We start from the raw sequence: 16,629 nt of genomic DNA on the forward strand, positions 1-16,629 counted from the left end.
GGAGGGGCCGTCCGCTATGCCTCGCCCGCCTCGATCGCGGTTTCGACCGCGGGCGGGCCGGAGGCATCGGGGTTGTCGGCATGGAGCGGCGCCCAGCCGCGCGGGCCCAGCGCTTCCAGCGGCTGGTAGCGGGTCTTGTACATCATCCGCGCCGACCCCTTCACCCAATAGCCCAGATAGACATAGGGCAGGTCGGCCGCGCGGGCGCGCAGGATATGGTCCATGATGATGAAATTGCCCAGGCCGGGCCGCGTCGCGTCCTGAGTCTCGAAGAAGCTGTAGATCATCGACAGCCCGTCGCCCTGCCGATCGGTCAGGCAGGCCCCCAGCAACCGCCCGCGCTGCCCCTGCGGACCGGCGGGTTCGCGATATTCGATCAGCATCGACTTGACCGGCGACAGCTCGACCATGTCGGCATAGTCGCTTTCGTCCATCGTGGTCATGCCGCCGCCGGGATGCCGCTCGCCCAGATAGCGGCGCAGCAGGTCGAACTGCTCGGCGGTCGCCCAGGGCTGGCAGGCGGTCACCTCCAGATCGGCGTGGCGGCGGAGCAGCTTGCGCTGGGTGGCGTTGGGGCGGAACCCCGTGCTGAGCACCCGAACCGAGACGCAGGCGGTGCATCCGGCGCAGGAGGGGCGATAGGCGACCCCCTGGCTGCGGCGAAAGCCGATCCGGCTCAGCGCCTCGTTCAGCTCGTCGGCATGTTCGCCGTTGAGCTCGGTGAACACCTTCCGCTCCTCGCGCCCCGGCAGATAGGGGCAGGGCGCCGGGCTGGTGACGAAGAAGCGCGGAAAACGAAAGGGCGCAGTCACCGCCGGGCAGTTCCTTCAGGAGGGGAGAAGCACATGTCTAGCGATCTTCCCGCCCGATGGGATGGGGGTATCGTCGTACGGAAACGGGACGGTCGGCCGGGACATCGCCGACCCGGCCGCCATCCGGATCATGCGAGTTCGACCTGCGTCGTCTCGTAACCCGCCGCGCGCAACGCCTCGATCAGCCGGTGCAGGTGGAGCGCGTCGCGCGTCTCGCACTCGATATCGGTGATCAGTCCCTTGGCGGGCAAAGTGGTGAAGACGCGCTGGTGATAGACCTCGATGATGTTCACCCGCTCGTGGTCGAAGATGCGCGCGACGTTGAACAGCGCGCCCGGCTGGTCCTGCAACCGGATGCGCAGCCGCGCCAGACGCCCGGAGCGGGCGAGGTCGCGCAACAGGACATTGGCGAGAAGGCGCGTGTCGATATTGCCGCCGCACAGCACGATGCCGACAGTCTTGCCCCGGAACCGTTCGGGATAGGACATCAGCGCGGCCAGCCCCGCCGCGCCTGCACCCTCGACCACCGTCTTCTCGATCTGGAGCAGCGCGCTGACCGATTCCTCCAGATGGCGTTCGTCGACCAGCAGGATCTCGCGGACCAGCTGTGCCACCATCTGCGAGGTGAGGCCGCCCGGCTGCTTGACCGCGATGCCCTCGGCCAGCGTATCACCCGCGCAGGGCAGGGCGGTGCCGTTCAGATGGTTGTACATCGAGGGAAACAGCTGGGCCTGCACGCCGACCACCTCGACCGGCGGGGTGGCGGCCGCCGCGACCGTGGCCATGCCCGAGATCAGCCCGCCGCCGCCGATCGGCACAATCAGCGTGTCGATGTCGGGCGCATCCTCCAGCATCTCGAGAGCGACGGTGCCTTGCCCTGCGATGGTGCGGGGATCGTCAAAGGGATGGACGAAGGTATAGCCGCGCTCGGCCTCCAGCACGCGGGCATGGGCATAGGCGGCGTCGAAGGTGTCGCCCTCCAGCACCACGGTCGCGCCGTGCCCTTCGGTCTGGACGACCTTCACGATGGGGGTGGTGCGCGGCATCACGATGGTGGCGGGCACGCCCAGCCGGTTGGCGTGATAGGCCAGGCCCTGCGCATGATTGCCCGCCGAGGCGGCGATCACGCCCTTGGCGCGCGCTTCGTCGGACAGTTGCAGCAGCGTGTTGAGCGCGCCGCGTTCCTTATAGGCGGCGGTGAACTGGAGATTCTCGAACTTCAGATAGACGGTCGCACCGGTCAGCTGGGACAGGGTCCGGCTGATCAGGGTCGGCGTGCGGATGATCCGGTCCGAAATCCGCGCATGGGCGGCGCGGACATCGTCGATCGTGACGATGGGTGCGGCCGATACAGGGACGGAGGACGGGATTTCCGAAGCGGCCTCTGGGGCGGTGCGAGTTACCATGGATCAGGCCGTAGCCGATCGGGGGCGGGAGGTGAACCGTTTCGGTGGCGGCGTTGTCGAGGGCGGGAAACTTCTTCTCCCTTCCTGCGGGCGGCGGGGCGGGCCGGGGAGGGCCTCTCCCCTCCCGCAGGCGGGAGGGGTCGGGGGAGGGCAAGGTGTCTCACCGAGCCCGTCCGCCTGCGGCGTTCCCTCCCCCATCCCCTCCCGCCTGCGGGAGGGGCGTGCCTGGGTGAACGGCATGCGCTGCCGCAGGCGTCCCCCTTCTTGCAGGGGCGCGCTCACCGAAACCATTCCTCGAAGGAACGCCCTACCACTGTTGCATTGCGGCATCGCCGCCCACGCGAATCGTGCCCGAATGCAACAAGGGCCCGGCACCTGCGTTGCTGGCCTTTTGGGGCCATGCTAGGGCGTCGCGATGATCACAGGGTTGCCACGGATGTCGCCGATGATCCGCTCCGTCACCGGCACGATCGCCCAGTCATGAGCGTCGCACCGACCGGGATCGCCACCACCGCGACCGAAGAATCCCATTCCCACCATCCCCAGGGGCTGGGGCGCCTGGCGCTGGGGGCGATCGGGGTCGTCTTCGGCGACATCGGCACCAGCCCGCTTTACGCCTTTCGCGAGACCTTCGCGAACCCGCACCACCCGCTGCCGCTCGACAATGCGCATATCCTGGGCGTCATCAGCCTGATCTTCTGGTCGATGATGATCGTCGTGTCGGTCAAATATGTCGCGATCATCATGCGCGCCGACAATCGGGGCGAGGGGGGCAGCCTGGCGCTGCTCGCGCTCGTGTCGGGGCAGACCAAGACCCGGCGCTGGTCGCGCGGGATCGTCCTGCTCGGCGTCTTCGCCACCGCGCTCTTCTATGGCGACAGCATGATCACCCCCGCCGTCACGGTGCTGGGCGCGGTCGAGGGCCTGGCGGTCGCCGCCCCCGCCTTTGGCAGCTTCGTCCTGCCGATCGCGATCACCATCCTGATCGTGCTGTTCAAGATCCAGCGTTCGGGGACCGAGCGGGTCGGACTGTTCTTCGGGCCCGTCATGCTCGTCTATTTCACCGCCATCGCGGTGCTGGGCATCATGAGCTTCGTCCAGACGCCCGAGGTGCTGTTCGCGCTGTCCCCGCATTATGCGGCGCAATTCTTCCTGATCGAGCCGGTGCGCGGCTTCCTGGCGCTGGGTTCGGTGGTGTTGGCGGTGACGGGGGCCGAGGCGCTCTATGCCGATATGGGCCATTTCGGGCGGCGGCCGATCGGCCTGTCCTGGCTGGTCTTCGTGCTGCCCGCGCTGATGCTCAACTATATGGGGCAGGGGGCGCTGCTGGTCCGCGAGGGCGCGGCGGCGCTGGAGAGCCCCTTCTACATGCTGGCGCCCGAGGGGTTGCAGCTTCCCCTCGTCATCCTCGCCACCGCCGCCGCCGTGATCGCCAGCCAGGCGGTCATCACCGGCGCGTTCTCGGTCACGCAGCAGGCGATCCAGCTGGGGTTCATGCCGCGTCTGCGCATCGAGCATACATCGGCCGCGACCGCCGGTCAGATCTACATCCCGCTCATCAACTGGATGCTGATGGTGATGGTGATCCTGCTGGTGCTGTTCTTCCGCTCCTCGTCCAACCTGACCTCGGCCTATGGGATCGCGGTGACGGGGGCGATGCTGATCGACACCTGCCTGCTGGGCGTCGCGCTGACCCGGTTGTGGAAATGGCCGCTCTATGCCGCGCTGCCGCTCCTCGGCCTGTTCTTCCTGGTCGACGGCGCCTATTTCCTCGCCAACCTGACCAAGGTGCCGTCGGGGGGCTGGTTCCCGCTGCTGGTCGGCTTCATCATCTTCACCTTCCTGACCACCTGGTCGACGGGGCGCAAGCTGATGATCCAGCGGTTGCGCGAAGGGACGATGCCGATCCACATCTTCATCGATTCGGCCGCTGGCGCCGCCAGCCGGGTGCCCGGCACCGCAATCTTCATGACCTCCTCGCCGGAGGGGGTGCCGCACGCGCTGCTCCACAATCTCAAGCACAATAAGGTGCTGCACGAGCGGATCATCCTGCTGACCGTCAAGATCATGAGCCAGCCCTATTGGGCCGAGGGCGAGCGCGCCAAGCTGGACGATCTGGGACATGGTTTCCACCGTCTGGTGCTGCGTTTCGGCTTCATGGAAGAGGCCGACGTCCCATCGGCGCTCAAGCGGGTCGAGATGGCGGGCGGCGCGTTCAAGATGATGGACACCAGCTTCTTCCTGTCGCGCCAGACGCTGCTCGCTGCCGAGCGGCCGGGCATGTCGGTGTGGCGTGAGAAGCTGTTCTCCTGGATGCTGCGCAACGCCGAAAGCGCGATGGAATTCTTCCGCCTGCCCACCAACCGCGTGGTCGAGCTGGGCAGTCAGGTCGAGATTTGAGCGGCGAGCCAGCCCCGATCATCGTCACCGCGCTGTTCGGGCGCGCCGACCAGGGCTGGTTCGACGGCTTGCGCCGCCAGCATTTTCCGCCCGAGCGCAACGTGCTCGATGCGCATTGCACGCTGTTCCACCATCTGCCGCCCTCGGTTGAGGCGGAGTTGAAGCATCGGCTGAACGGCCTGACGCGTGGGCAACGCGCGCCGCAGGCGCGGGCGGGCGGACTGATGTCGCTGGGCCGGGGCGTGGCGATTCGGATCGAATCGCCCGGACTGGTCGCGATCCGGCGCGAACTGGTCGATGTCTTTGCCGGGATGCTGACCCCGCAGGATGCGGGCGGCTGGCGTGCGCATGTGACGATCCAGAACAAGGTGACGCCCGCCACCGCCAAGCTACTCCTCCAGCAGATGGAGCGCGATTTCCGCCCGCGCGAGGTAGAGGTGATCGGGCTGGGGGCCTGGTGGTATCGCGGCGGCCCCTGGGAAATGCTTTCGCGTCATTTGTTCGCTTGACGCCCGAAAATAGCCTGTCTATAGGCGCGCCTCCACCGGGTGGAACGCCTAGCATGGCGAAGTAGCTCAGCTGGTTAGAGCAGCGGAATCATAATCCGCGTGTCGGGGGTTCAAGTCCCTCCTTCGCTACCACCCGGTGTATTTCCTTCTTCAGAATGACGCGGATGGCCAGGCCTCCGATGTCTCCGGTCCTGGCTTACCGGATTGGCACGCGACCCTGACGCCGGGCGTCCTTTATCCCGACAGTATCGAACGTGCCCCAAAGGCCCGTGGCGTTGCGGACGCCGGAAATCGGGTCCCGCCATGTGCGATGATGCCCATTCCAGCGCATGATTGTTGGGCAAGCGAGAGCGTGTTGGATGCCCATGCGACCGCCTGCGATCGGAGCGTGCATCCTCTCAAAACTGGGATACGCGAAAAGACGGAAGTCGCCACGCCCCAATCCCGATCCTTCATTCTAAATTGTCCAATATCTTGATGAACTTAGATTGGCTCATATAGTTCTCGATCAAGAAGTCTGTCGTCAAAATATTTACTAATAAAACAACTGGCGATATAGTTGAGGCATGGGAAACACGCCCAGAAATTCTCTTATTTATTCAGTGGTATAATCGGAATGCCTCCATATTTGTCTGGCGCGATGTGATATGGGAGGGGCGCGCTATGCCGGATTGGGGCGGGTGGCCAAGGCGGCCGCGAGGGCGGTCATGGATCTGCTCGAATGGCCCAAGCAAAGGCCTTCCCCGGATTTGGTCCCGGCCATGGTTTTCGATTATCGGATGGATGATGGTTCCGAAATCCATGTCCAGTTGCGCAACTGGATCGAGGATGGCGATTGTGTCTGGGGTTCGCCTTTTCCGGACGAAGAGCAGAGATGCTATCATCGTCTTCGCATCGTGCGGTTTCATTGGCCCGCAATGGATCAGGACACGTTCCGTCTGATCAACGAATTGCCGCTCGCGAGCTTCATGTTTCGACGCGATATTCCAGTCGTTTTCGAAAATCTCGACCTGTCGGTATATCCCCGGCGGAACGCAGGCTGAAGAAGGCGAGGTATCGCCTCGGCTTCATCGGACAATATACAGATTGATCCGCACCTTTTGGGACGCGGCGGCGAATAGCCTTGCCGCAGCCATGGGTGTTCGGGCTGTCCTGTCGGAATCGACCGGCGGCGGCATCTTGCCGCTTCTGTCTCAGGACTCGCCCGGCGGGTCAGCGGTCCGCGTGGGCGTCCAGAAACCGCGCGGAAGCCGCGTCATGCCCATTGTCCTCCGACCTGACCTATGCGGAAGGATGACATCTTGGCCATTGTTACGATAGAGGGGCGGCGGACGTATTTTCGTGCCGCGATTCATGACCTGATCTTAACGGATATTTGGTCAAACGGGCGATAGGTCCCCTCATCACGATCCCAATGGGAGGCTTTGGGTTCCACGCCGTGAATGCCGCCGTCTATGCCCTGATAGCCAATAGCTGCATGGCGGCGCTGTTCGTCGTGACTTACGGCGTCGTCGCAATAACCTATTCGCGGCAGCGCGCGGCGGTCTGGTTCATGGTCAGCTATCTGCTGGGTTTCCTGACCCCGATCTGCGAATTGCTGTTCCGCTTCACCGATTATCGGCTGCTGTTCGCGGTGCTGGGATATGCCGCGTTCCTCGGCGCCATCACCGTGATGTCGGTGGGGATCCAGGCCTTTGCGGGTCATCGGCTATGCCGCCGTCCCGCCGCCTTGCTATGGGCGGGCGGAATGACCCTGCGGATGAGCCTGCTGGGCGGCACCCGCAACAGCCTGCCCTATGAGATGCTGTTCCAGCTGCCGTTCGCGCTCGGATCGATCCTGGTCCTGTTCTCCATCCGGCGGATCGCGCAGAAGGGGCCGATCCGAACCCTGCTGATGGTGGTGTTCGGGATCATCGGCGCGCATTTCCTGGCCAAGCCGTTCATGGCGGCATCGCTGGGTTCGGGGCATTCGGCGCAATATTATGCGACCAGCTATTATGCGGTCGTGTCGCAGGTCTCGACCGGGGTGTTGCTGGTCGCGGCCGGGCTGTTCCTGATGCTGCTGGTCATCCAGAAGGCGCTGGACGACACGATACGGGATGCGGAGAGCGATCCGTTGACCGGGCTGGCCAATCGGCGTGGACTGGCCCGGGCCGGCCCCGCGCTGCTCGCCGAGGCCAGGCGCGACGGGCACGGCCTTTATGCGATGGTCCTGGACCTCGATCACTTCAAGCGGGTCAACGACATGTTCGGGCACGCGATGGGGGACCGGGTGCTGGTGGCCTTTGCCGACCTGCTGCGGACCGTGGCCGCGCGCGACGTGCTGGCGGTGCGCCTGGGGGGTGAGGAATTCGCGCTGCTGGTGCCCGATGCCTTTGGCCCGGCGGAGCGATCCGACAACCGGGCCAGCCACCTGGCCGGCGACATCCGCGCCCTGCTTCGTCGTTTCGACCGGCAGGGCCTGCCACCTCTGACGGTCAGCGGCGGCATCGTGCGCCATGCACCGGGCGAGACGCTCGACGATCTGATCGCCCGCGCCGACCAGCTGGCCTATCGCGCCAAGCGGGCCGGTCGCGACCATATCCTGCACGAGCCGGTGCCCGTGTCGGTCGAGCCGTCCCATGACTGGCACGACGAGGCCCAACCCGGGCGGCGCGTCGCCACGGGCTAAGGCCCGGTCAGTCGCGGAACAGCCCGTGCGGGTCGTTCGCGACCAGCATGGCATCGGCGCGCGCCAGCGCGATCAGCGTCAGGCCCTGCGCACGGGCATGCTCGATCGCGAGACTGGTCGGGGCCGAGATTCCGACCAGCATCCCGACGCCCGCGACCAGGGCCTTGTCGACCATCTCATAGCTGATCCGCGAGGTGACGAGGATGAAGTCCGCCGCCCGATCCGATCGCGCCAGCGTGCCGACCAGCTTGTCGAGCGCATTGTGCCGCCCGACATCCTCCGCCGCCGCGAGCGTCGCGCCCGCCGCATCGCAGGCGATGGCGGCATGGACCGCGCCGGTCAGCGCGTTGAGCGGCTGGGACGCGCGAATGCCCTCCAGCGCGGCGAACAGCGTCGCGGTGCGGGCCTGGGGGGCAGGGGGGCGGTTGGCGACGGGGCGGGCGATCTGCTCCAGCCCGGACAGCCCGCACAGGCCGCAGCTGGTGTCGCTCGTACGGTGGCGGACCCGGTCGTGGATCCGCCCCCGGCAATGTTCGGCCAGCGTCACGCGGACGATCCAGCCCGCCTCCGCCGCGAAGGGATCGATCTCGACGATATCGCCCGGCGCGTCGATCAGCCGCTCGGTCAGCAGGAAGCCGGTGGCGAAGTCCGCCAGCCGCTCGGGCGTCATCATCATCACCGCATAGCCGAACCCGTCCACCTCGATCGCGACCGGGCATTCGACCGCGACGGCGCGGGTGATCGGCTCGACCGTATCGGGCGACAGGCGGACGAGCGTCAGCGGCCGGACGGGATCGCCATTGACCGCCGTCACAGGGCGGCGAGGTCGGCGGGGGTGTTCACATTGGCGATCGGCTGGGGCGATGCGATGGGGATCGCCCCGATCGCCCGGACCCAGCCGCGCACCGAGCGATCGCGGTTGAGCGACAGATGCGCCATCAGATGCGCCCCCAGGGCGGAGGGCCAGAGCCCCAGCACCGGCGCATCCTGGCAATAGCTGGGCTCGCGCCGCAGGATCGCGTCGATCAGCCCGTCGGGCAGGCGCGGCATGTCGCATCCGATGGTCAGCACACAGCGAAAGCCATGGGCGGCGGCATAGTCCAGCGCACCCGCGATCCCGCCGAGCGGCCCCAGATCCGGCTCGGGCATGTCGGGCACGCCTTGCGCGCCGCCCACCTGCACCACGCGCGCGCAATGGGGGGCGATGGTGGCGCGGGCATGCGCCACCAGGGTACGGTCGCCCAGCATGGCGACCGCCTTGTTCGATCCGAAACGCGACGAACGCCCCCCGGTCAGGACGGCTCCCAATATGCTCATGACGTCATGCTCATGCGGGGACGCGCACCTTCACCGGCACCGACTTGCCCGCGGGCACATGGCTTTCCAGCGCATGATGTTCCAGCGGGATCAGATAGTTGAGTTCGGGGTAATAGCCGCCGATACACCCTTCGGGGATGTTGTATTCGACGACGCGCAGGCCCTCGACCACCCGGTCCTGCCCGTCATCGGCATCGCTTTCCAGCGCGATGGTCTGTCCGTCCGACAGGCCCAGCCTGGCGATGTCGGCCTTGTTCATCATCGCCACCATGCGCGTCCCGCTGATCCCCCGGAAGCGATCGTCATAGCCATAGATGGTCGTGTTGAACTGGTCGTTCGAGCGCAGCGTGATCAGCCGCATCCGCCCCTCGGCGGGGGGGATGCCGGAGGCGTCCATCGCGCGCGGCACGTTGAACTCGGCCTTGCCGCTCTCGGTTTCCCATTTGCGGTGCGAGGCGGGATTGCCCTTCCAGAAGCCGCCGGGCTCGAACAGCCGTTCGTTGAAGTTGGCGAACTTGTCAGGATAGACATTCTCGATCGCGGTGCGGACCAGCCCGTAATCGCCGACCCATTCGTCCCATGGCACGTTGGGATTGGGCGGCAGGACCGCCTTGGCGATCCCGGCGACGATGGCGGGTTCGGACAGTAGCGTGTCGGCGGCGGGCGTCGCCTTGCCGACCGAGCCATAGATATGGCTGAACGAATCCTCCATCGACACCGCCTGGCGGCCGCTCTTCTGCATATCGGTCTCGAGACGGCCGAGGCAGGGGAGGATGTAGCTTTCCTCGCCCGGCACCAGATGGCTCTTGTTGAGCTTGGTCGCGATATGGACGGTGATGGGCAGCTTCGCCCACGCCGCCTTCATCCTGGCATGCTCGGGCGTGGCGCGCAGGAAGTTGCCGCCGAGCTGGACGAAGCCTTGTGCGGTCCCGGCGATGATCTGGCGGCACGCCTCGACCGTGTCCCATCCCTTTTCGGTCGGCGGCTCGAACTCGAACAATTCCTTCAGCCGCTCGACCGGGGCGAGTTCGGTCTTCTCGGTGATGCCGACGGTGCGCTGGCCCTGCACGTTGCTGTGCCCGCGCACCGGCCCCGGCCCGGCACCCTCGCGGCCGATATTGCCGCGCAGCAGGAGTAGGTTGACGATCATGTGCAGCGCATCGATGCCATAGCGATGCTGGGTGATGCCCATGCCGTACACCGCGATGACGCGCTCGGACTTCATATAGACGCGCGCGGCCTGTTCGATAGCGTCGCGGGTCAGGCCGGAATCGCGGATGATCTCGCTCCACGCCGCCTGGCGGCAGTAATTCGCGAAATCCTCGAACCGGGTCGTGTGCTGCTCGATGAAATGATGGTCGAGGATGCGCTTGGTGCCCTTGGCGAGCGCGCGGTCGTCCTCCTCGATCACCAGCTTGCAGATGCCGGTCAGCGCGGCGATGTCGCCGCCCGCCTTCACCTGATGATATTGGGTCGAGATGTCGGTCGAGCTGCCGGTCAGCATCTGTATCGGGTTCTGCGGCGAGGCGAAGCGTTCCCAGCCGCGTTCGCGCAGCGGGTTGAACGTCACGATCTCCACCCCGCGCTTGGCGCAGGCCTGGAGGTTGTGGAGCATGCGCGGCGCGTTGGTCGCGACATTCTGCCCGAAGGAGAAGATCGCGTCGCACTTGTCGTAATCCTCCATCTGGATCGTCGCGACGGGCGAGCCGATGGCGGACTTGAGTCCGACCGAGGTCGTCTCGTGGCACATGTTCGAGCTGTCGGGCAGGTTCTGCTGCCCCCACATCCGCGCGAACAGCGAATACATGAACGAGGTTTCGAGGCTCGCCCGCCCCGAGGCATAAAGCACGACCTTGGTCGGGTCGCAGGTCTTCAGCTTGGCGCCGATCGCCGCGAACGCCTCGTCCCAGCTGATCGCGACATATTTGTCGCTCGCGCGGTCGTATCGCATCGGATGGGTCAGGCGGCCCGCCTGCTCCAGATCATGGTCGGGCCATGCCTCCAGCTCCTTGACCGTATGCCTGGCGAAGAAATCGGGCGTGACGCGAAGCGAGCTGAGCTCCCACGCGGTCGCCTTGGCCCCGTTCTCGCAGAATTCGGCGATGTGCGGCTTGGCGGGCTTGCCCCAGGCGCAGCTGACGCACATCGCCCCGCCGGGCTTGTTCTGGCGACGCAACGTGTCGAGCGTCTCGGGCCCCAGCCCCTCCTTGGGCAAGATCTTGGCCATGCCCTTCATCGATCCCCAGCCGCCGGCGGGGGCGGTATATTCGGTGATCTTCACATCGTCGTCGTCGCGCATCAGGCCCATCTCCACTTGCAGCGTCAAACGAAGCTAGCGCCGAATGGCCGCATGAGAAGCGGTTCATTTTTGTCGCTCGCGCGACTATCTAGGGCGAAAACATGCTTCACAGGACTATGACATGACCACCCACGCCACCCGCATGCTCATCCTCGGCTCGGGCCCAGCCGGGCTGTCCGCCGCCATCTATGGCGCGCGCGCGGGGATGCAGCCGATCGTGGTGCAGGGCATCCAGCCGGGCGGCCAGCTGACCACCACGACCGATGTCGAGAATTATCCGGGCTTTGCCGACGTCATCCAGGGCCCCTGGCTGATGGAGCAGATGCAGAAGCAGGCGGAACATGTCGGCGCGCGGATGATGTGGGACACGATCACGGAAGTGGACCTGACCAACCGCCCGTTCCGCCTGATCGGCGACGGTGGGGACGTCTATGAGGGCGAGGTGCTGGTCATCGCGACGGGCGCCCAGGCCAAGTGGCTGGGGCTGGACAGCGAGGATGCGATGAAGGGCAAGGGCGTGTCGGCGTGTGCGACCTGCGACGGCTTCTTCTATCGCGGCAAGAAGGTGGCGGTGATCGGTGGCGGCAACACTGCGGTCGAAGAGGCTTTGTACCTGACCAACCATAGCGACGACGTGACGCTGATCCACCGCCGCGACTCGCTGCGCGCCGAGCGCATCCTGCAGGAGCGGCTGTTCGCGCATCCCAACGTCAAGGTGCTGTGGAACAAGGAAGTCCGCGAGTTCGTCGACGGCGGCGGCAATGCGGGCCTCGTCGCGCTCGACCTGCTCGATACGGTCACGGGCGAGCATAGCCGCCTGGACGTGGAGGGCGGCTTCGTGGCGATCGGCCATCACCCGGCGACCGAGCTGTTCCGGGGGCATCTGGAGCTGGATTCGGACGGCTATATCGCGGTCGAGACGGGATCGACGCGGACCAGCGTGCCCGGCGTGTTCGCGTGCGGCGACGTGGCGGACAAGGTCTATCGCCAAGCGGTGACGGCGGCGGGCACCGGCTGCATGGCCGCGCTGGATGCCGAGCGGTTCCTGGCGGCGGCGGAGTTCGAGGACATGGCCAAGGCGGCGGAGTAACCGCGCGCATTCCTCCCCTTGCAGGGGAGGAATTTATCTTAACTCAACCGATCGATCGCCTCCAGCGTCAGCGACCCCGGAATGATCATCACCGGCACGGGCAGCGCGCCCGCGTCGGTGCCCGAGAAATGGCTGACCAGCTTGCCCGGCGCGCCGCTGGCGGCGGCGCCCAGCACCAGCGCGGCGATGTCGGGATTGGCCGCGATCATCTCGCGGATCACCTTGGGCGCATCGCCCTCGCGCACCGTGATCGAGGGACGCAGCCCCGATTCGTCGAGCAGCGTGCCCGCCGCGCTCGCGACCAGCGCCTCGGCCTGCTGGCGCGCCTCGTCCTCGATCGTCGCCTGGACGCCGCCGAACGCGATGAATTCCTGCGGCGGCAGGACGGTCAGGATCTCGACGCCGCCGCCCGTCTTCACCGCCCGTCGCGCAGCAAAGCGCAGGGCGATCACCGATTCCGGACTGTCGTCGATCACGACCAGATAGATACGCATGGCGGCCCCCCAATTTGTGTCGAATGGATGCCGTTACATAACATTTCGTGCAAGGCCATGACTTGACCGGGCGCAATTCGGGCGCAAGAGACGGGCCGCTACGGAATTGGTTTGCCCCGAGAGGACCTCCATGTCGATCGAGATCAAGATGCCCGCGCTGTCGCCGACCATGGAGGAAGGCACGCTGGCCAAATGGCTGGTGAAGGAAGGGGATACGGTGAAGTCCGGCGATATCATGGCCGAGATCGAAACCGACAAGGCCACGATGGAATTCGAGGCGGTGGATGAAGGCGTGATCGCCAAGATCCTCGTCGCCGAGGGTTCGGACAATGTGAAGGTCGGCACCGTCATCGCGATCCTGGCCGAAGAAGGCGAGGACGCCGCGTCGGTTCAGGCGCCGTCCAAGTCGGAAACCCCGGCTCCGGCCAATCCGATGCCGACCGACCCCGCCGATCCCAACAAGACCGGCAGCGAAGCCAAGCCCGTCGAGCGCACGGTCGAACAGGCCGAGGATCATGGCAAGCCCGCCGATTCGGGCAAGCAGGCCGGCCAGGGCGGCCGCGCGATCGCCAGCCCGCTGGCGCGCCGCATCGCCTCGCAAAAGGGCCTCGACCTGTCGGCACTGACCGGCTCGGGTCCGAACGGCCGCATCGTGAAGGCGGACGTCGAGAATGCGCAGCCGGGCCAGGCCAAGGCTGCGGCTCCGGCCGCGTCGACCTCGGCTCCGGCGGAAAGCGCCTCGGCCCCCGTCGCCGCGCCGAAGCCCGCGCAGGTGCCGGATATCCCGCACGAGGCGTCGAAGCTGTCCAACATGCGCAAGACGATCGCGCGTCGCTTGACCGAGTCGAAGCAGCAGGTTCCGCACATCTACCTGACGGTGGACGTGCGCCTCGACGCGCTGCTCAAGCTGCGTGGCGAGCTGAACGCCGGTCTCGAATCGCGCGGTGTGAAGCTGTCGGTCAACGACATGCTCATCAAGGCGCTGGGCGTCGCGCTGATGGCGGTGCCGAAGTGCAACGTCATGTTCACGCCCGATCAGCTGATCAGCTTCAAGCGCGCCGACATCTCGGTCGCGGTGTCGACCCCGGCGGGCCTCATCACCCCGATCGTGTCGGAGGCCGATACGCGCTCGCTGTCGTCCATCTCGACCACGATGAAGGACCTGGCCACCCGCGCCCGCGACAACAAGCTGCAGCCGCATGAATTCCAGGGCGGCACCGCCTCGATCTCGAACATGGGCATGTTCGGCATCAAGCAGTTCGAGGCGGTCATCAACCCGCCCCAGGGCATGATCCTGGCGATCGGCGCGGGCGAGAAGCGCCCCTATATCGTCGACGACCAGCTGGGCGTGGCGACCGTCATGTCGGCGACCGGCAGCTTCGACCACCGCGCGATCGACGGGGCCGATGGCGCCGAGCTGATGAAGGTGTTCAAGGAACTGGTCGAGCGTCCGCTGGCGATGCTGGCCTGATAGACCGGGGGCGGGCGCCATGCGGGTTCGGATCGAGCTGTTCTATATCGGCCTGGGGCTGATCGCGGCGCTCGTCATGACCTGGGCCGCGGCCTGGGCCTATCCGCTGGGCCGCACCGAAATCTGGTGGTGCGGCGTGGCGGCGATGGTCGCGACGATGGCGATGGGCATCGGCCCGCTCCACCGGGCGCGCATCGCCGACCGCATGGCACGGAGACACGCCGAACAATGAGCACGCTGCCCGATCAGAACCCCACCATCCGCGTCACCGCCATGCCGTCCGACGCCAATCCTTATGGCGATATCTTCGGCGGCTGGCTGATGGGGCAGATGGACCTGGCGGCGGGTTCGGTGGCGTCGCGCCATTCGGGCGGCCGCGCGGTCACGATCGCGGCGGAGGGGATGAAGTTCCACGCCCCCGTGCTCGTCGGCGACGAGGTATCGGTCTATGCAACGCTGGTCCGGGTCGGCAACACGTCGATGACGATCGAGGTCGAGGCCTGGCGCCGCGCCCGCCACGTCGAGGATGCGACCAAGGTGACGCAGGCCCGCTTCGTGTTCGTCGCGACCGACAAGGACCGCAAGCCGCGCAGCGTTCCGCCGCTGGCTTCCGCGCAAGACTAAATCCCAATTTCTCGGGGGGCGAACCCCCGCGCACCGTCAAGGCGCGCGTTCAGAAGGAAGAGCAAAGTGGCTGACACTTACGACCTTATCGTCCTCGGCTCCGGCCCCGGCGGCTATGTCGCGGCGATCCGCGCGAGCCAGCTTGGCCTGAAGGTCGCGATCGTCGAGCGCGAGCGGCTGGGCGGCATCTGCCTCAACTGGGGCTGTATCCCGACCAAGGCGCTGCTGCGCTCGGCCGAGGTCTATCACTACATGACCCACGCCGCGCAATACGGCCTGTCGGTCGAAAAGCCCTCGTTCAGCCTGGACAAGGTGGTCGATCGCAGCCGCAAGGTGGCGGGCCAGCTGAATGCCGGCGTCAAGGGCCTGATGAAGAAGAACAAGGTCGCCGTCCATGAAGGCGTCGGCACGGTCACCGGAAAGGGCAAGCTGTCGGTCGTCCAAGGCGACAAGACCACCGAGCTGACCGCCAAGCACATCATCGTCGCCACCGGCGCGCGCGCCCGCGACCTGCCCTTCGCCAAGGCGGATGGCGAGCGTATCTGGACCTATCGCCACGCGATGGTGCCGCCCGCCATGCCGACCAAGCTGCTGGTCATCGGATCGGGTGCGATCGGCGTCGAATTCGCCAGCTTCTACAACGACATGGGCGCGGAAGTGACCATCGTCGAGATGCTCGACCGGATCATGCCGGTCGAGGATGCCGAAGTCAGCGAGTTCATGACCAAGCAGCTGACCAAGTTCGGCATGACCATCAAGACCAAGACCGGCCTCGAGAAGCTGGAGGCGACCGCGTCGGGCGTCAAGGCGACGATCAAGGGCCCGGACGGCAAGGTCGAGACCGCCGAGTTCAGCCATGCGATCGTCGCGATCGGCATCGTCCCCAACACCGAGAATATCGGTCTGGAGAAGCTGGGCATCACTACCGATCGCGGTCACATCAAGACCGACGGCTATGGCCGCACCAATGTCGACGGCATCTGGGCGATCGGCGACGTGACGGGCGCTCCCTGGCTGGCGCACAAGGCGAGCCATGAAGGCGTGATCGCCGCCGAGGCCATCGCGCAGGCGCTGGGCAACAAGGACGTCCACCCGCACGCGATGGACAAGGGCAATATTCCGGGCTGCACCTATTCGCGTCCGCAGGTCGCCAGCGTCGGCCTGACCGAAGCGAAGGCCAAGGAAGCCGGTTACGAAGTGAAGGTCGGCAAGTTCCCCTTCATCGGCAACGGCAAGGCGATCGCGCTGGGCGAGGCCGAGGGTTTCGTGAAGACCGTGTTCGACGCCAAGACCGGCGAGCTGCTGGGCGCGCACATGGTCGGCGCGGAAGTGACCGAGATGATCCAGGGCTATGTCGTCGCCCGCCAGCTGGAGACGACCGAGGCCGAGCTGATGGAAACGGTGTTCGCGCATCCGACCATCTCCGAATCGATGCACGAGTCGGTGCTGGCCGCCTATGGGCGCGCGCTGCACATCTGATCCGGCTTTTCCGGTTTCGGGATGGGGAAGGGGCTCGCGGTGGCGGGCCCCTTTTTC

The 16,629-nt window shown here is 66.1% G+C and carries 15 protein-coding genes and 1 tRNA gene; 10 read left to right on the forward strand and 6 right to left on the reverse strand.

Annotated features, from left to right (window positions below):
• Positions 1 to 14 precede the first annotated feature (14 nt).
• The gene (locus ABIC44_RS11490) at positions 15 to 812 is read right to left on the reverse strand and encodes an arginyltransferase (RefSeq protein ID WP_307103326.1); all 798 of its coding nucleotides are present in this window, start codon (positions 810 to 812) and stop codon (positions 15 to 17) included.
• Between the two features lie 128 nt (positions 813 to 940).
• The gene (locus tag ABIC44_RS11495) at positions 941 to 2,218 is read right to left on the reverse strand and encodes a threonine ammonia-lyase (protein ID WP_354295538.1); all 1,278 of its coding nucleotides are present in this window, start codon (positions 2,216 to 2,218) and stop codon (positions 941 to 943) included.
• 480 nt (positions 2,219 to 2,698) lie between these two features.
• Between ABIC44_RS11495 and ABIC44_RS11500 the strand changes: the two genes are divergently transcribed.
• From ABIC44_RS11500 to ABIC44_RS11520, 5 genes are all read left to right on the forward strand, one after another.
• Complete coding sequence (locus ABIC44_RS11500) at positions 2,699 to 4,618, forward strand: potassium transporter Kup (protein WP_354295540.1); 1,920 nt, start codon at positions 2,699 to 2,701, stop codon at positions 4,616 to 4,618.
• On the forward strand, positions 4,615 to 5,127 hold the full coding sequence (locus tag ABIC44_RS11505) for a 2'-5' RNA ligase family protein (RefSeq protein ID WP_354295542.1): 513 nt from the start codon (positions 4,615 to 4,617) through the stop codon (positions 5,125 to 5,127). Before ABIC44_RS11500 ends, ABIC44_RS11505 begins: the two co-directional genes overlap by 4 nt.
• A gap of 55 nt (positions 5,128 to 5,182) precedes the next feature.
• Positions 5,183 to 5,259, forward strand: a tRNA-Met gene (locus tag ABIC44_RS11510).
• A gap of 575 nt (positions 5,260 to 5,834) precedes the next feature.
• Positions 5,835 to 6,170, forward strand: a complete 336-nt coding sequence (locus ABIC44_RS11515; protein WP_354295543.1) for a hypothetical protein — start codon at positions 5,835 to 5,837, stop codon at positions 6,168 to 6,170.
• A 395-nt stretch (positions 6,171 to 6,565) separates the two neighbouring features.
• Positions 6,566 to 7,798 carry a GGDEF domain-containing protein gene (locus ABIC44_RS11520; protein ID WP_354295544.1) on the forward strand — a complete coding sequence of 411 codons (1,233 nt, stop codon included), beginning with the start codon at positions 6,566 to 6,568 and terminating at the stop codon, positions 7,796 to 7,798.
• Between the two features lie 7 nt (positions 7,799 to 7,805).
• Here ABIC44_RS11520 and fdhD read toward each other — a convergent pair whose 3' ends face one another.
• The 3 genes from fdhD to ABIC44_RS11535 are packed head-to-tail and all read right to left on the reverse strand — an operon-like array spanning position 7,806 to position 11,414.
• Positions 7,806 to 8,612 carry a formate dehydrogenase accessory sulfurtransferase FdhD gene (gene fdhD, locus ABIC44_RS11525; RefSeq protein WP_354295545.1) on the reverse strand — a complete coding sequence of 269 codons (807 nt, stop codon included), beginning with the start codon at positions 8,610 to 8,612 and terminating at the stop codon, positions 7,806 to 7,808.
• The gene (mobA, locus tag ABIC44_RS11530) at positions 8,609 to 9,115 is read right to left on the reverse strand and encodes a molybdenum cofactor guanylyltransferase (RefSeq protein ID WP_309693293.1); all 507 of its coding nucleotides are present in this window, start codon (positions 9,113 to 9,115) and stop codon (positions 8,609 to 8,611) included. The genes fdhD and mobA overlap by 4 nt, the downstream gene beginning before the upstream one ends.
• Positions 9,116 to 9,125: 10 nt before the next feature.
• On the reverse strand, positions 9,126 to 11,414 hold the full coding sequence (locus ABIC44_RS11535) for an FdhF/YdeP family oxidoreductase (protein WP_354295547.1): 2,289 nt from the start codon (positions 11,412 to 11,414) through the stop codon (positions 9,126 to 9,128).
• 121 nt (positions 11,415 to 11,535) lie between these two features.
• On the opposite strand from ABIC44_RS11535, the gene trxB reads away from it, so the two are divergent.
• On the forward strand, positions 11,536 to 12,504 hold the full coding sequence (trxB, locus tag ABIC44_RS11540) for a thioredoxin-disulfide reductase (RefSeq protein WP_354295548.1): 969 nt from the start codon (positions 11,536 to 11,538) through the stop codon (positions 12,502 to 12,504).
• A gap of 38 nt (positions 12,505 to 12,542) precedes the next feature.
• Here the strand turns inward: trxB and ABIC44_RS11545 are convergent, their stop codons facing one another.
• Positions 12,543 to 12,998 (reverse strand): universal stress protein, encoded by a 456-nt coding sequence (locus tag ABIC44_RS11545; RefSeq protein WP_307103347.1) that lies wholly within the window; start codon positions 12,996 to 12,998, stop codon positions 12,543 to 12,545.
• Positions 12,999 to 13,128: 130 nt separating this feature from the next.
• Between ABIC44_RS11545 and ABIC44_RS11550 the strand changes: the two genes are divergently transcribed.
• From ABIC44_RS11550 to lpdA, 4 genes are all read left to right on the forward strand, one after another.
• Positions 13,129 to 14,469 (forward strand): pyruvate dehydrogenase complex dihydrolipoamide acetyltransferase, encoded by a 1,341-nt coding sequence (locus tag ABIC44_RS11550; protein WP_354295549.1) that lies wholly within the window; start codon positions 13,129 to 13,131, stop codon positions 14,467 to 14,469.
• Between the two features lie 19 nt (positions 14,470 to 14,488).
• The gene (locus ABIC44_RS11555) at positions 14,489 to 14,701 is read left to right on the forward strand and encodes a hypothetical protein (RefSeq protein ID WP_307103351.1); all 213 of its coding nucleotides are present in this window, start codon (positions 14,489 to 14,491) and stop codon (positions 14,699 to 14,701) included.
• Complete coding sequence (locus ABIC44_RS11560) at positions 14,698 to 15,093, forward strand: acyl-CoA thioesterase (protein ID WP_354295551.1); 396 nt, start codon at positions 14,698 to 14,700, stop codon at positions 15,091 to 15,093. The genes ABIC44_RS11555 and ABIC44_RS11560 overlap by 4 nt, the downstream gene beginning before the upstream one ends.
• A gap of 66 nt (positions 15,094 to 15,159) precedes the next feature.
• Positions 15,160 to 16,572: a dihydrolipoyl dehydrogenase gene (gene lpdA / locus ABIC44_RS11565; protein ID WP_354295553.1), complete on the forward strand. Its 1,413-nt coding sequence runs from the start codon at positions 15,160 to 15,162 to the stop codon at positions 16,570 to 16,572.
• Positions 16,573 to 16,629 lie beyond the last annotated feature (57 nt).

Origin of the sequence: Sphingomonas sp. 1185 (genome assembly GCF_040544655.1) — a bacterium.
Classification (GTDB): Bacteria; Pseudomonadota; Alphaproteobacteria; order Sphingomonadales; family Sphingomonadaceae; genus Sphingomonas.